We start from the raw sequence: 14,951 nt of genomic DNA, 5'->3' as shown, positions 1-14,951 counted from the left end.
CGTACGGGCGGACCGCGGGCTCAGTGCAGGCCGACGCCCCGGTGCAGGGCGGTGCGGATGAGGCGGTTGACCAGCTTCGGGTACTCCAGGCCGGACGCCGCCCACATCCGGGGGAACATCGACGTCGAGGTGAAGCCCGGCATCGTGTTGATCTCGTTGAGGTAGACGTCCAGCTCCGGGGTGACGAAGAAGTCGACCCGGGCCAGGCCGGCGCAGTCCAACGCGGTGAAGGCGCGGACGGCGTACTCCTGGACCTGCCGGGTCACCCGCTCGGGCAGGCCGGCGGGGATGTCGTACTCGCAGGCCTCCTCGGAGTCGATGTACTTCGCCTCGAAGTCGTAGAAGTCGTACTCGCCGACCACCCGCACCTCGGCGAGCACCGACGCCTCCGGCGCGCCGCCGGCCTCGCCCTCCAGCACGCCGCACTCGATCTCGCGGCCGACGATTGCCCCCTCGACCAGCACCTTCGGATCGATCTGACGGGCGGCGGCGACGGCGGCGTCCAGGTCCGCCCAGTCGGTGACCTTGGTGATGCCGAACGACGAACCGGCCCGGGAGGGCTTGACGAACACGGGCAGGCCGAGCCGCTCCTTGTCCGCCTCGCTCAGCGTCATCCCGTTGCGCAGCACCGCGTACGGGCCCACCGGGATGCCCTCGGCGGCGCAGAGCTTCTTGGTGAACTCCTTGTCCATCGCGGCGGCGGAGGCGAACACGTTCGCCCCGACGTACGGGATGCCGGCCATCTCCAGCATGCCCTGGATGGTGCCGTCCTCCCCGTACGCGCCGTGCAGCACCGGGAAGACCACGTCGACGTCGGCGAGCGCCCGGGGACCCTCGGTCGGGTCGAGCACCATCAGCCCGTTGCCGGTCGGGTCGGCGCGCAGCACGATGTCGGCGCCGGACTCGGCGGTGATCTCCGGCAGCCGGCGCGCGTTGATCGCCAACTGGGCCGGGTCGCCGCTGGTCAGCACCCACTGACCGGCCCGGGTGATGCCCACCGGCACCACCTCGAACTCGTCCGGGTCGAGGGCGCCGAGCACGCTGCCGGCGCTGACGCAGGAGATGCCGTGTTCCGGGCTGCGGCCGCCGAAGACGATCGCCACGCGGGTCCTGCCTGGGGTGGTCACTCCGGTCACCTCTTCGTACGCGACTGCTGCGCCGGTGGTGGCGCTCACCCGGTTGACCTTACTGTGCGTGGCGGGCCTCGGCTGCCGATACCCGGGGGACAGGCGACAGGACGCGGCAATCGGTCAACAAAGGATATACGTTGTGTAATCGCTCGCGCGGAGATCCGGGGCGGTGACGGCACCGGACGCCCACTACGCTGCTCGTCCTATGAGCGCTGATCCCCTCATCGAGTCCCTGACGGCGGCCCTGGACGCCCGCCCCGACGACCTGCCGCTGCGACTCCACCTGGCCTCGCTGCTGTTGGACGCCGGCCGGGCCGGGGAGGCGATCGCGCAGGTCGGTCAGGCGCTCGCCCGGGATCCGGGCAACGACCAGGCACAGGCCCTGATGCAGCGGGCGCTGGGCGGCTCCGTACCCCCGCCGCCGGCGCCGGCCCCGGCGGCCCCGCAGCCGCCGGCGCAGCGCCCGGCGCCGGCCGGGCCCGGCGGCCCCGCCGCGACCGCCGGCCACGACCCGCTGGCGGCCTACGAGCAGGAGCTGGCCGACGTCGTGCCGCCGCGCTTCGCCCGCGCCGGCGACGAGCCGGAGCCGGTGACCGGCGACTCCGACCGGGTGTACGACGTGGAGACCTCCGGCATCCGGCTGGCCGACGTGGGCGGCATGGCGGCGGTCAAGGAGCGGCTGGAGCTGGCCTTCCTCGGCCCGCTGCGCAACCCGCAACTGCGCAAGATGTACGGCAAGAGCCTGCGCGGCGGCCTGATGCTCTACGGCCCGCCCGGCTGCGGCAAGACCTTCCTGGCCCGCGCGGTCGCCGGGGAGATGGGCGCCAAGTTCATCTCGCTGTCGATCGTGGACGTGCTGGACATGTGGATGGGCAACTCGGAGCGCAACCTGCACGAGCTGTTCCAGGCGGCCCGCCGCAACGCCCCCTGCGTGCTCTTCCTCGACGAGGTCGACGCCCTCGGGCACAAGCGCTCGCAGGTCGGCTCCAGCTCGATGCGGACGCTGGGCAACCAACTGCTGGCCGAGCTGGACGGGATGGAGGGCAGCAACGAGGGCGTCTTCGTGCTGGCCGCCACCAACACCCCGTGGGACGTCGACCCGGCGCTGCGCCGCCCGGGCCGGCTCGACCGGGTGGTGCTGGTGCTGCCGCCGGACGCGGAGGCGCGCGCGTCCATCCTGGAGTACCACCTGCGGGAGCGGCCGATCGCCGGGATCGACCTGCGGAAGATCGTGGCGGCCACCGAGGACTACTCCGGTGCCGACCTGGCCCACCTCTGCGAGACCGCCGCCGAGTACGCGATGGCCGACTCCGTGCGCACCGGCGAGGTGCGGATGATCGAGCAGCGGGACCTGGAGCGGGCGGCGAAGGAGGTCCGGCCCTCGACGAAGCCGTGGATGGCCACCGCCCGCAACGTGGCGATGTTCGCCAACGAGGGGGGCGTCTACGACGACCTGGTGGCGTACCTGAAGCGGCGCCGGATGCTGTGACGCCGGACGGCCCGGCGGGGCGCCGGGCCGCGCCTCTCCGCCGGGCCGGGCCGCCGGCCGGGCGGGCCGTCCGCCCGGCGGGGCCGACTCCCGACCGCGCCGCCCGTGGCGGCGTCAGCCGCGCGCGTGCCGCCGGCCGATGGCGATCACCTTGACCCGCTGCCGGCCGGCCCGCACCATGCCCAGCGCCATGAACGCGCCGGCGATCCGGTCGGCCGCCTCGCGGCTGGTCGCGCCGACCACCTGGCGGCGCCGCTCGGGGCAGGTCCGCTCGTCGCGGCCGGCGCCGTCGACGGGGCGGACGTCGGTGAGAACCACGAGGAACCGTGTCATCGGAGGCCGCCGGCGCGGTCGGCGCGGGCCTGCTGACCAGTACTCACGTCGAATCCCTTCCGGCTGGCGGGCCACGGGGCGTGGCACGCGGCGATCGGGCTCGGGGGAGAAACCCGATCGCCGCGCGCCCCATCCCCTCCGGTCGCTCACCACCACCGTCGCCACGACAACCGGCGGTGAGGACGCGACGACAGATTGACATCTCTACAGCCATGAATGCAACTCTCATCGACGTTCTCTCATCTACACCTTCCCGGAAAGATGTGCGACGATCGATGCATGGCTCCCAAGACCGCCCGCGCCCGACGCCTGGGCATCGCGTTGCGCACCCACCGGGAAGCCGCCGGCCTCACGCTGGAGGCGGCGGCGGACGAGATCAGCAGCACCCGCAGCACCCTGTCCCGCTACGAGAACGCGCAGACGCTGGTCAGCCCGGCCACCGTGCGCGCCCTGCTCACCCTCTACGGGGTCGGCGCGGACGAGGTGGCGGCGGCCGTCCAGTTGGCCAAGGACGCGCGCAAACCCGGCTGGTGGGTGTCGTACTCGTACCTGCTGGACCGGCGCACCATCGACTTCATCGCGCTGGAGGCCGAGGCGACCGGGATCGCCAACTTCGAGCCGTCCGTGGTGCCGGGGCTGTTGCAGACCGCCGACTACATCCGGGGCGTCATGCGGGGCGGCCCGCACACCCTCGGCGACGACGAGGTCGAGCAGCGGGTCCAGGTCCGGCTAGACCGACAGCAGCGGCTCACCGGCGACAAGCCGCCGATCCTGGACGCCATCATCGACGAGGGCGCGCTGCTGCGGCCGGTCGGCGACCGGTCGGTGATGGAGAGCCAACTGCACCACCTGCTGCGGATGGGCGAACTGCCCAACATCACGGTGCAGGTGATCCCCCTCGCCGCCGGCTACCACCGGGGCACCCGGGGCTCGCTGCACATCCTGGAGTTCGCCGACCCGGAGGACCCGATCATCGCCTCGGTGGAGACCGTGGCCGGGCAGATGGTCCTGGACCGGCCGGGCGACCTGCGTACCTGCACCAAGATCATGGAGCACCTGCGGACCGTCGCGCTCAGCCCGCCGGCCAGCCGAGACCAGCTCCTCCAACTCCTGAAGGGACGGTAGGACCATGACACCGACGACCAGCGCGACGCTCGCCGCGGCCCGGTGGCGCAAGAGCAGCCGCAGCGGCGACGAGGGGGCGTGCGTGGAGATGGCGGTGCTCCCGGAGACCGTCGCCGTCCGCGACTCCAAGGACCCGTCCGGCCCGGCGCTGCTCTTCCCGCCCGCCGCCTGGGCCGTCTTCGCCGGGGCGCCGCCGCGCCGCTGACCCCACCCCGGCGCCGGCGCCGCTTGCCCGCACGCGACGCCGGCGCCCCCGCGCCGTCGACGGTCCCGCCGTTGGGAGCCGGTGGGGCCGTCGACGGGCGGGTCACGGCGGGGCTGCCGCGCGGCGCCGCCACCTGTCGCGCGTCGCGAGCGGCGGCCCGCGCCGAGACGCGAAGCCCCGGTCAGGCGGGGCGGCGGGCGGTGACGGCGGTGGCGTCCCGGTCGTCGTCGCGGGTCACCGTGGGGTGCAGGCCGGCGGCGGTCAGCGCCGCGCAGAGCGCGTCCGCCTGCGCCTCGCTCGTCTCCACCACCAGGTGCCCGCCCGGGGCCAGCCAGCGCGCCGCGCCCACGCCGACCCGGCGCAGCACCGCCAGCCCGTCCGACCCGCCGTCCAGGGCCACCTGCGCCTCGTGCAGCCGGGCCTCCGGCGGCATCAGCGCCACCGCCGCCGTCGGCACGTACGGGGCGTTGGCCACCACCAGGTCCAGGCTCCCCCGCCAGCGCACCGGCAGCGGCTCGTACAGGTCGCCGTGGAAGACCGGCACCCCCAGCGGCGCCAGGTTGCGCCGGGCGCAGGCCACGGCGGCGGGGTCGACATCGGCGGCGGCCAGCCAGCGCGGCGCGAGCCGGCGGGCCAGCGCGACGGTGGTGGCGCCGGAGCCGCAGCACAGGTCCACCACGGCCGCCGCCGGGCCGGTCACCGCGACGGCGGCGTCGACCAGCAGGGCGGTACGCGCGCGCGGCACGAACACGCCGGGATCGACGGTGATCCGCTCGCCGCAGAACTCGGCCCAGCCGAGCAGGTGTTCCAGCGGGAGCCCGGCGACCCGGCGGTCGGCCAGGTCGGAGAGCGCCTGCGGCGAGTCCGCGGCGGCGATCAGCAGGTCCGCCTCGTCCTCGGCGTAGACGCAGCCGGCGGCGCGCAGCCGGTGCACGAGGGCGGGTCGGTCGGGGCGGAAGGAAACGGTCATGGTGGACCTCCGGGAACGCTCGTCGACGCTCCCGGGCGCCGGGTCAACCGGCGTGGCGTCGGAGGGGAGCGTCGGTCCTGCCTGTCGGGTGGATCGGACTCACCTCCTCCGGTCGGGCCCGGCGCGGGCCGCGGACGGCCCCGCTCGGGGCCACGGTCACGATAGCCCGACATCCGACACCGGGTGCTCGACGGCCCGCGCCCGAGCGCTCAACGGCTGGCGTCGAGCGCGGCGGCCACGTCGGCGACCAGGTCGACGGCGTCCTCCACGCCGCAGGAGAGCCGGACGAAGCCGGGCGGGGTGTCGTCGCCCCACTGGGCCCGCCGGTCGGCGGTGGTGTGCAGGCCGCCGAAGGAGGTGGCCGCGGCGACCAGCCGGGCCGCGTCGAGGAACCGCGCCACCCGCGCGGCGTCGCCGAGGTCGAAGGAGAGCACGCCGGGGATCCGTCGCATCTGGACCGACGCCACCGGATGGGCCGGGTCGTCGGGCAGCCCGGGCCAGCGCAGCCCGGTCACGTCGGGCCGCCCGACGAGCAGCCCGGCGAGCGCCTCGGCGTTCGCCGTCTGCCGGCCCAGCCGCAGGTCGAGGGTGGCCAGCGACCGGTGCGCGAGCCAGGCGTCGAACGCGCCGGGCACCGCACCGGTGACGTTCCGCCAGGCGGTCACCGCGTCCAGCAGTTCGGACGAGCGGGTGGCGACGTAGCCGAGCAGCAGGTCCGAGTGCCCGGTGAGCGCCTTGGTGCCGGAGGCCACCACGAGGTCGGCGCCGAGGTCGAGCGGGCGCTGCCCGAGCGGCGTGGCGGTGGTGTTGTCGACCGCGACCAGGGCGCCGGCCGCGTGCGCGCGGGCAGCCAGCGCCGACACGTCGGCGACGTCCAGGCCGGGGTTCGCCGGCGTCTCCAGCAGCACCAGGCGTACGCCGTCGAAGTCCGGGTGGGGGCCGGCGGTCGGGGTGAGAAGCACCCGCACCCCGATCCCCTCCAGCGTGTCCCGGGCGAAGGCCCGGACGGCGAAGTAGCCGTCCGACGGGAGCACCACGGTGTCCCCCGGCCTCAGCACCGTCAGCAGCAGCCCGGTGATCGCGGCCTGTCCGCTGGCGAAGACCCGGCAGTCGCCCCCCTCCAGCTCCCCGACGGCCGCCTCCAGCAGCCGGCGGGTGGGGTTGTCCGGCCGGCCGTAGCCGTTCGGCGCCGCCGCCGGCCCCGCCCACGGGTCCAGGTGGTACGGCGCGGCGAAGACCGGCCCCGGCAGGAACGGCTGGCCGGGGGCCGGCTCGGGCAGGCCGGCGCGGACGCATCGGGTGCCGTCGTGCGGTGCGGTCACTCGCTCACTCCGGTTTCGTCGTCCGGCTCATCAGGGCGTCGACGGCGAGGCGCGGGTCGACACCCTCGTGGCAGACCAGCTCCACCTGCTCGGTGATCGGCATCTCCACCGCGTGCGCCCGGGCCAGGTCGCGGATGGCGAGGGCGCTCTTGACCCCCTCGGCGGTCTGCCGGGTGGCGACGCGGGCCTCCTCCAGGGTCGCGCCCCGGCCCAGGTGCTCTCCGAACGTGCGGTTGCGGGCCATCGGCGAGGAACAGGAGGCGACCAGGTCACCCATCCCGGCCAGGCCGGCGAAGGTGAGCGGGTCGGCGCCCAGGGCCACCCCGAGCCGGGCGGTCTCGGCCAGCCCCCGGGTGACCAGCATGGCCCGGGTGTTGTCGCCGAAGCCCATCGCGACGGCGATGCCGTACGCCAGCGCGATCACGTTCTTCACCGCGCCGCCCAGCTCGCAGCCGATCACGTCGTCGTTGGTGTACGGGCGGAAGTAGGAGGTGGTGATCGACCGCTGCACCAGCGTGGCCCGGTCCGGGTCGGTGCAGGCGACCACGGTGGCGGCCGGCTGCTCGGCGGCGATCTCGGGGGCCAGGTTGGGCCCGGAGACCACCACCACCCGGTCCGCCGCCACCCCGGCGGTCTCCACGATCACCTCGCTCATCCGCCTGGTGGTGCCGAGCTCGATGCCCTTCATCAGCGAGACCAGGGTGGCGTCCGGGTGCAGGTGCCCGCTCCACTCGGCGAGGTTGCCGCGCAGCGTCTGCGACGGCACGGCCAGCACCACCAGCTCGGCCCCGGTGATCGCCTCGGCGGCGTCCCCGGTCGCCGTGACCCGGGACGGCAGGAGCACGTCCGGCAGGTACTCCGGGTTGCGCCGCTCGGCGCGGATCGTGTCGGCGACCGGCCGGCGGCGCGCCCAGATGGTGACGTCCCGGCCGGCGTCGGCGAGGATCTTGGCGAAGGCCGTCCCCCACGAGCCGGCCCCCAGCACCGCGACGTGCCCGCTCACGCCGCCACCTCGCTCTGCTCGGCGACGGCGCGAGGCGCCACGCTGCCGTGCCTGATGGTTCGCTCGCTCCACTCGCTCACGCCGCCGCTCCCGGCCGGCGCTCGCCACCGGGGCGGCCCGGTCGTTCCCACAGGGGCGGCGGCGTGCCGCCCCGAACCTCCGCGAGCATGTCACGCAGCCGCAGCATGATGGTGTCGGTCATCTCCTCGAGGACAGCCTTCGTCGGGGTGGCTTCGGTCCACCGGCTCAGGTCGACCGGCGGGCCGGCGACCACGGTCACCGGGATCCGGGGCCGCGGGTTGAGCCGGGCCCTGCGCGGGTCGAAGATGCGCTCCGGGCCCCACATGGCGACCGGGATCACCGGCGCGCCGGTGGCGAGCGCGAGCCGGGCCGCGCCGGTCTTGCCCTTCATCGGCCACAGGTCCGGTTCGCGGGTGGTGGTGCCCTCCGGGTAGATCACCACGGCGCCGCCCTCGTCGAGCGCGGCGACCAGGGCGTCCAGCGACTTCACCGCGTCCACGGTGCCCCGCTCGACCGGGATCTGCCGGCACCGGTGCAGGATCCAGCCGACCACCGGGACCCGGAACACGCTGGCCTTGCCGAGGAAGCGCGGCCAGCGGCCGGAGTCGTAGACGAAGTGCGCCGCGACCAGGGGGTCGGCGTGCGAGATGTGGTTCGGCACGATGATCACGCCACCGTCGCGGCGGAGGTGCTCCATGCCGCGCCAGGTGCGCCGGGTCCAGACCGTCATGACCGGCTTGACCAGCACCACGGCGAACCATTGCCAGAACCCCAGCCTCCGCCGTGTCACTGCGCCTCCTCGTCCCGCCCCGACCCGCACCGGTCCGCACCCGGTTACGCCCGCAGCGGAAATCATGCCTGCTCGCCCCGGGTCCGGCCAGAGAGGGTACCGCCGTCCGGCTGGCAGGATGGCGGGTGTGAGTCAGCCGAGGTGGACCGTCGTGGTGCCGGTGAAGCGCCTCGCCGCCGCGAAGAGCCGGCTGCGGGGGGCGCTGCCGGCCGTACCGCACGAGGCGCTGGCGCTGGCCCTGGCGGCCGACACGGTCGCCGCGGTGCGGGCCTGCCCGGCGGTGGCCGGGGTGCTGGTGGTCACCGACGACGCCCGGGTGGCCGCGGCGGCCCGCCAGGCGGGCGCCCGCGCGCTGCCGGACGCCCCGGACGCCGGCCTGAACGCCGCCTTCCGGCACGGCGCGTCGGCCGCCGGCGGCGGCTGGGTGGCCGGGCTCACCGCCGACCTGCCCGCGCTGCGCCCGACCGAGCTGGCGGCGGCGCTGCACGCGGCACAGGCCGGCCCGGCGGACGTACGCCGGTACGTGCCCGACGCCCCCGGCGACGGCACCGTGCTGCTGGCCGCGCCACCGGGCGTGCCCCTGGATCCCCGGTTCGGGGTCGGCTCGGCCGCCGCGCACGCCACAAGCGGGGCGCTGGCCCTGACCGGGGACTGGCCGAGCCTGCGCCGCGACGTGGACACCGCCGACGACCTGGCCGCGGCGGCCCGGCTCGGGCTGGGGCCGGAGACCGCCGCGCTCGCCGCCGCCGGCTGCCCCGCCTGACCCGCGCCGGCCGGCGTGGACGCGGCGGTGTGCGGGCGGGGTGCGGGGTGCGGGCGGTGTAGCGTGCGGGGCATGCAGGGCACGGTGGCCACCTACGACGCGGCGACCCGCAGCGGGATGCTGCTCCTCGACGACGGCACCGAGCTGGCCTTCCCGGCCCGGGCGTTCGACGCCTCCGGCCTGCGGCTGCTCCGCCTCGGCCAGCGGCTGCGCGTCGAGACCGACGCCGCCGGCGAGGTCGTCCGGGTGACGTTGCCGACGATGGCCTGAGCGACTGGTCGATGTTCATTTTGCGTTAACCCGGACCGGGTGATTATGGGCGGGTGAGCACCCCTCGCGAGCCCGCCAACCGACCGCCACGCGCCGCCGAGTCGGCCGCAGCCCGCAACGGCACCCGCTCCCGGGGCGCCGACGGCCGCTTCCGCCCGAGCGAGCCGCCCGGGGCCGCCCGGACCGACGACGGCCCCGACGCGGCGACCGCCTCCGCCGGCCTGGAGGAGGTGCTGGACCCGGTCACCGGGCCGTCCCCCGCCGCCCCGGCGGCCCCGGCCCCGGCGGCGCCCGGCGCCGACGACGAGCCGCCCGCCGTGGCGCCGCTGCCCGAGGACCGCTTCCTCAACCGGGAACTCTCCTGGCTCGACTTCAACGCCCGGGTGCTGGCGCTCGCCGAGGACCCGCGCACGCCGCTGCTGGAGCGGGCCAAGTTCCTGGCCATCTTCGCCAGCAACCTGGACGAGTTCTACATGGTGCGGGTGGCCGGGCTGAAGCGGCGGCTCCAGGCCGGCCTGCCGGTACGCGGTGGCGACCGGATGCCGCTGCGCACCCAGCTGGAGCTGGTCGCCGAGAAGGCCGCCACGCTGGTCACCCGGCACTCGGCCTGCTTCACCGACGACGTCCTGCCGAAGCTGGCCGCCGAGGACATCCGCATCCTGCGCTGGGCGGCCCTGGACGACCCCGAACGGGAGCGGCTGCGCGCGTACTTCCGGGAGCAGATCTTCCCGGTGCTGACCCCGCTGGCGGTCGACCCGGCGCACCCGTTCCCGTACATCTCGGGGCGGTCGCTCAACCTGGCCGTGGCGGTGCGCGACCCGGACGGCGGCTCCGAGCTGTTCGCCCGGGTGAAGGTGCCGAACAACGTGCCCCGGTTCGTCCGGGTGCACCGGGACCTGCCGGGCGTGCGGATGCTGCCGGTGGAGGACCTGATCTCGGTGCACCTGGGACAGCTCTTCTCCGGCATGCAGGTGGTCGAGTGCCACCTGTTCCGGGTCACCCGCAACGCCGAGGTGGAGGTCGACGAGGACCGCGACGAGGACCTGCTCCAGGCCCTGGAACGGGAGCTGGCCCGGCGCCGGTTCGGCCCGCCCGTCCGGCTGGAGGTGGACGCCTCGATCTCCGACCACATGCTGGAGCTGCTCGTCCGCGAGCTGGACATGCACGACCAGGAGGTGCTGCGGGTGCCCGGCCTGCTGGACCTCTCCGCGCTGTGGCAGCTCTACAACGAGGCCGACCGGCCGGACCTGAAGGACCCGCCGTTCGTGCCGGCCACCCATCCCCGGCTCACCGAGGGCGAGGTGCCGCGCAGCGTCTTCGCCACCCTGCGCGACGGCGACATCCTGGTGCACCACCCGTACCACTCGTTCGCCACCAGCGTGCAGCGCTTCATCGAGCAGGCCGCCGCCGACCCCGACGTGCTGGCCATCAAGCAGACCCTCTACCGCACCAGCGGCGACTCGCCGATCGTCGACGCGCTGGTCGACGCGGCGGCCGCGGGCAAGCAGGTGGTGGTGCTGGTCGAGCTGAAGGCGCGCTTCGACGAGGTGGCCAACATCGGCTGGGCGCGCACCCTGGAGCGCGCCGGCTGCCACGTCGTCTACGGCCTGGTGGGCCTGAAGACGCACTGCAAGACCGCCCTGGTGGTACGCCAGGAGGGCAACCAGATCCGCCGCTACTGCCACATCGGCACCGGCAACTACCACCCGAAGACCGCCCGGCTCTACGAGGACTTCGGCATGCTCACCGCCGACCCGGAGATCGGCGCCGACCTGACCGACCTGTTCAACGTCCTCACCGGCTACAGCCGGCAGACCGCGTACCGGCGGCTGCTGGTCGCCCCGCAGGGCATCCGCAGCGGGCTGATCGAGCGCATCGAGCGGGAGATCTCGCACGTGCGGCTCGGCATGCCCGGGCTCGTGCAGATCAAGGTGAACTCGCTGGTCGACGAGGAGATCACCGACGCCCTCTACCGGGCCTCCCGGGCCGGCGTGCACGTCGACCTGGTCATCCGGGGCATGTGCACGCTGCGGCCGGGGGTGCCGGGCCTGTCGGAGAACATCCGGGTCCGCTCCATCCTGGGCCGGTTCCTGGAGCACTCCCGGATCTTCCGGTTCGGCAACAACGGCGACGCCGAGTTCTGGATGGGCTCGGCCGACCTGATGCACCGCAACCTGGACCGCCGCGTCGAGGCGCTGGTGCAGGTCAGCGACCCGGTCGCCCGGGCCGAGCTGGACCACGTCATGGCCGCCGCGATGAGCCCGGACGTGGAGGCGTTCGAGCTGGCGGCGGACGGCAGCTGGAGCCGGCGTACCGGCACGGCCGAGGAGCCGCTGGTGCACCTGCAGGAACTGCTGCTGCGTCGCGTCGGTGGCACGGCGGGCTGACCGGCGCGCGCATAGGCTGACCGGATGCTGGATGAGCGGGACGCGGCCGGCCCGGGTCGGAGCTGGGCGGCCGACGTCACCGACGGGACGACGCCGATCCGGGCGGCCGGCGGCGTCGTGTGGCGCCCCGCCGACGACCCCGGCCCCACCGCCGTGGGCCCGGGCGCGCGGCGCGCCAGGGTGCTGGTGTGCCTGGTGCACCGGCCCCGCTACGGCGACTGGTCGCTGCCGAAGGGCAAGCTGGAGCCGGACGAGCACCCCCTGCTCGCCGCCGTACGCGAGGTGGCCGAGGAGGCCGACGTCCGGGCGGTGCCGCAGACGCGGCTGCCCAGCGTGCGCTACCGCAGCGAGGGCCGGCCGAAGGTGGTCGACTACTGGTCTATGCGGGCGGTGGCCGACGGCGGCTTCCAGCCGGGCACGGAGGTCGACGAGGTGCGCTGGCTCGACGTCGACGAGGCCGTGCGGCTGGTCAGCTACCCGCACGACGCGGAGGTGCTGGCCGCGTTCGCGACCCTGCCGGCGGTGACCGGGACGATCGCGCTCGTCCGGCACGGGCACGCCGGCAAGCGGGGCACCTGGTCCGGCCCGGACACCGGCCGACCGCTCGACGCCCGGGGCTGGGCGCAGGCGCAGGCGCTGGCCCCGCTGGTGGCGCTGGTCCGCCCGGCGCGGCTGCTGTCGGCATCGGCCCGCCGGTGCGTGCAGACCCTCGACCCGGCGGCGGCGCTGCTCGACCTGCCGATCGAGGTGAGCGGCGACCTGGACGAGCCGCGGCCGGGCCAGCAGCCCGACGAGTGCGCACTGGCCGTCGCCGCCCGCCTGACCGCGCTGGCGGCCTCCGGCGAGCAGGCGGGGGTGTGCAGCCAGGGCAAGGTAATTCCGGCCGCCCTGGAGCGGCTCAGCGGGCGGGCGGGCGACTTCACCACCCCGAAGGGCGGCGGCTGGCTGCTCGCCTTCGCCGGGGACCGCCTGCTCGCCGCCGACCGCCTCTGACCGGCCGCCCCCGCCGACCCACCGGCCCGGTGCGGTGCGGCCGCCCGCGCGCCCCGGCCGACACCGCTCGGCGGCGGGTCAGGCCGGTGGCAGGCTCAGGGTCACGGCGACCGGCAGGTGGTCGCTGGCCGTGCCGAGCGGGGCCACCGGATCGCCTACGCCCAGGTCGGGCGTGACGAAGACGTGGTCGATCTGCTGGCGCGGGTCGTCCGCCGGGCTGGTCGGCAGCGGGCGGGCCGCGGCCAACGCGTCAACCAGCCCGGCCCGGGTGAACTCGGCGAACGCCGGATCGCCCGGCTCGGTGTTCAGGTCGCCGGCGACCACCAGCGGGCGGCCGGCCGCGTACCGGAGGGCGAAGTCGGCGACCGCGCGGGCCTGGACCACCGGGCCCTGGCCGGGCGGCGGTTGCAGGTGGGTGGCGACCACCGCGAGGCGGACGCCGTCGCCGAGGTCGACCGTGACCCCGAGGGCCTGCGCGCCGGTGGGCGCGCCGACCGCCGGCAGCGGCCGGGTCCGGGCCCCGTCCAGGGGCCAGCGGCTCAGCACGGCGTCGCCCCAGAGCGGGTCGGCGGCCGGCGCGAAGACGTACGGCATGTCCAGCCGCTCCGCCAGCAGGTCGAGCGTGTCGTGGCCGCCGTTGAGCAGCCAGCCCCGGTCCACCTCGCTGAGCGCCACGACGTCGGCCCCGGCGACGGCCCGCGCCAGCGCGTCCGGGTCGAAGCGGCCGTCCGTCCCGAAACCCATCCGGACGTTGTACGCCGCCACCCGCACCGTGTCGGGCGGCCCGTCCCGGTTGCTCGCGGACAGCAGCTCGTCGCTGGCGATCGCGGCGACCAGCGCCAGCGCGGTGGCCACGGCGGCGGTCCGCACCGGCGGCGGCGACGACGGCACCGGGCCCACCGCGGGCCGGGCGGCCAGGGCGACCGCGGCGACCAGCACCGCCACGGCCACGGGCACCCCGGCGTTGGGGTGGCCGAGGTCGTACGCCGCGTAGTAGAGCACCGCCGCGACGGCGAAGAGCAGCATCCCGGCGACCACCGCGTACGCGCGCCGGCCCGCCGCCCGGCCCGGACCGGCGGTGTCGTCGACCACCGCGAACCCGGCGGCAGCGGTGGCCTCGGCCCCTTCGGTGGAGCCGGCGGCGGGGGCGTCCCGTCCGTCGGCCGCGCCAGCGGACGCCAGGCAGCCGCCGAGCCCCGCCGCGGCGAGCAGGACGGCCGGCAGCAGCAGTTCCCCGCGCTCGAGGGCGAAGAGGACGGCCCCGGCCACCAGGGCCGCCGGGGCGAGCCACCGCCACGCCCCCTGGCGCGGTGACGCCAGCGCGGCGAGCAGGAATCCGCCGACCGCCACGGCGACCGGGGCGGGGCCGAGGAGCGGCACGGTGGCGACCCCCACCTCGTCGCCGGGATGCGACCGCAGCAGACCGAACTGGTACGTCGTCGCCGTGCGGGCGACCGCCGGGGAGAGCGCCACCATGCCGGCGAGCAGCAGCGCCGGGCCGGCCAGCAGCCAGCTCCGTACGCCGCCCGGGCCGGCCGGCGGCGCGGGCCGCGTCTGCCCCGCCAGGAAGAGTCCGCCGACCAGGCCGGCCGCGAGCCACGACTGCCAGCTCCCGAGGAAGCCCAGGCGGTACGTGTCCAGCGCGGTGTGCAGGATCGCCCCGAAGGCCAGCCCGAGCGCCAGGCCGGGCACCGGCCGGTCGGTGGCGGCGGCGACACCGGCGAGCCAGACCAGCCCGGCGAGCAGCCCGGCCGTGGCGAGCCAGAGCTGGAGCCGCCCGCCCGGTTGGCCGGTGACGGCGAGCCGGGCGGCGACCAGCAGGACGGCGGCGACGAGCGTGACCGGGCGGGCGCCGACCCGGCGGACCAGCGCGGGCGCGGCCAGGGCGAGCACGAACCAGCCGAGCGCGAACGCTCCCAGCAGTTCGGCCGGGGTCGAGGCGGCCTGCCCGAAGATGGTGATGACCGCCGGCAGGAAGACACGCAGCACGTCGACCAGCAGCACGACGCCCAGGGCGAGGCTGAGGGTGGTGCGGTGGCGGTAGCGCACGGGGCTGCCTTTCGCCGACCGGAAGGGGTGCGGCGATTCTGCGTGCAGCGCACCGTTGCGGTCAACGCCCCGACGGCGGGCACGCGGACGCGGCGAGGGCG

Annotated in this window: 14 protein-coding genes; 7 read left to right on the top strand and 7 right to left on the bottom strand. The window is 75.7% G+C overall.

The features are described from left to right. Positions 1-20: 20 nt before the first annotated feature. Entirely contained in the window at positions 21-1,127 is a 1,107-nt protein-coding gene (locus ACZ6O2_RS00550) for a D-alanine--D-alanine ligase family protein (RefSeq protein WP_350705121.1), read from the bottom strand. A 208-nt stretch (positions 1,128-1,335) separates the two neighbouring features. On the opposite strand from ACZ6O2_RS00550, the gene ACZ6O2_RS00545 reads away from it, so the two are divergent. Continuing rightward, the gene (locus tag ACZ6O2_RS00545; protein WP_350704802.1) at positions 1,336-2,619 is read left to right on the top strand and encodes an ATP-binding protein; all 1,284 of its coding nucleotides are present in this window, start codon (positions 1,336-1,338) and stop codon (positions 2,617-2,619) included. 114 nt (positions 2,620-2,733) lie between these two features. Here the strand turns inward: ACZ6O2_RS00545 and ACZ6O2_RS00540 are convergent, their stop codons facing one another. Next, a complete protein-coding gene (locus tag ACZ6O2_RS00540; protein WP_350704800.1) occupies positions 2,734-2,952 on the bottom strand; it encodes a hypothetical protein in 219 nt (72 codons plus the stop codon). Between the two features lie 279 nt (positions 2,953-3,231). Here ACZ6O2_RS00540 and ACZ6O2_RS00535 point away from each other — a divergent pair, with 279 nt between their 5' ends. Both ACZ6O2_RS00535 and ACZ6O2_RS00530 read left to right on the top strand, forming a co-directional pair. Then, entirely contained in the window at positions 3,232-4,077 is an 846-nt protein-coding gene (locus tag ACZ6O2_RS00535; protein WP_350704798.1) for a helix-turn-helix domain-containing protein, read from the top strand. 4 nt (positions 4,078-4,081) lie between these two features. Continuing rightward, positions 4,082-4,282, top strand: a complete 201-nt coding sequence (locus tag ACZ6O2_RS00530) for a DUF397 domain-containing protein (RefSeq protein WP_466021535.1) — start codon at positions 4,082-4,084, stop codon at positions 4,280-4,282. A 181-nt stretch (positions 4,283-4,463) separates the two neighbouring features. Here ACZ6O2_RS00530 and ACZ6O2_RS00525 read toward each other — a convergent pair whose 3' ends face one another. The 4 genes from ACZ6O2_RS00525 to ACZ6O2_RS00510 form a co-directional block, all read right to left on the bottom strand. Further along, a complete protein-coding gene (locus ACZ6O2_RS00525; protein WP_466021534.1) occupies positions 4,464-5,252 on the bottom strand; it encodes a putative protein N(5)-glutamine methyltransferase in 789 nt (262 codons plus the stop codon). Between the two features lie 209 nt (positions 5,253-5,461). Beyond that, a complete protein-coding gene (locus ACZ6O2_RS00520) occupies positions 5,462-6,574 on the bottom strand; it encodes a cystathionine gamma-lyase (RefSeq protein WP_466021533.1) in 1,113 nt (370 codons plus the stop codon). Positions 6,575-6,578: 4 nt separating this feature from the next. Further along, entirely contained in the window at positions 6,579-7,577 is a 999-nt protein-coding gene (locus ACZ6O2_RS00515) for an NAD(P)H-dependent glycerol-3-phosphate dehydrogenase (protein ID WP_350704791.1), read from the bottom strand. Positions 7,578-7,653: 76 nt separating this feature from the next. Then, positions 7,654-8,388 carry a lysophospholipid acyltransferase family protein gene (locus ACZ6O2_RS00510; protein ID WP_350704789.1) on the bottom strand — a complete coding sequence of 245 codons (735 nt, stop codon included), beginning with the start codon at positions 8,386-8,388 and terminating at the stop codon, positions 7,654-7,656. Positions 8,389-8,506: 118 nt separating this feature from the next. Here ACZ6O2_RS00510 and cofC point away from each other — a divergent pair, with 118 nt between their 5' ends. The 4 genes from cofC to ACZ6O2_RS00490 all read left to right on the top strand — a co-directional run bounded on the left by cofC (position 8,507) and on the right by ACZ6O2_RS00490 (position 12,801). After that, positions 8,507-9,151, top strand: a complete 645-nt coding sequence (gene cofC / locus ACZ6O2_RS00505; protein ID WP_466021532.1) for a 2-phospho-L-lactate guanylyltransferase — start codon at positions 8,507-8,509, stop codon at positions 9,149-9,151. A gap of 72 nt (positions 9,152-9,223) precedes the next feature. After that, on the top strand, positions 9,224-9,421 hold the full coding sequence (locus tag ACZ6O2_RS00500; protein ID WP_350684722.1) for a cold-shock protein: 198 nt from the start codon (positions 9,224-9,226) through the stop codon (positions 9,419-9,421). 221 nt (positions 9,422-9,642) lie between these two features. Beyond that, entirely contained in the window at positions 9,643-11,808 is a 2,166-nt protein-coding gene (locus ACZ6O2_RS00495) for an RNA degradosome polyphosphate kinase (protein WP_466021703.1), read from the top strand. A 24-nt stretch (positions 11,809-11,832) separates the two neighbouring features. Next, complete coding sequence (locus tag ACZ6O2_RS00490; protein ID WP_466021531.1) at positions 11,833-12,801, top strand: NUDIX hydrolase; 969 nt, start codon at positions 11,833-11,835, stop codon at positions 12,799-12,801. Between the two features lie 78 nt (positions 12,802-12,879). On the opposite strand, the gene ACZ6O2_RS00485 is transcribed toward ACZ6O2_RS00490, so the two are convergent. Beyond that, positions 12,880-14,850, bottom strand: coding sequence for an endonuclease/exonuclease/phosphatase family protein (locus ACZ6O2_RS00485; RefSeq protein ID WP_466021530.1), 1,971 nt, complete (start codon positions 14,848-14,850; stop codon positions 12,880-12,882). Between the last annotated feature and the right edge of the window lie 101 nt (positions 14,851-14,951).

The organism is Micromonospora sp. NPDC048040, assembly GCF_055587185.1.
The sequence above is the reverse complement of the archived record's forward strand: the minus strand, read 5'-3'. Positions and strand labels throughout refer to the sequence as shown.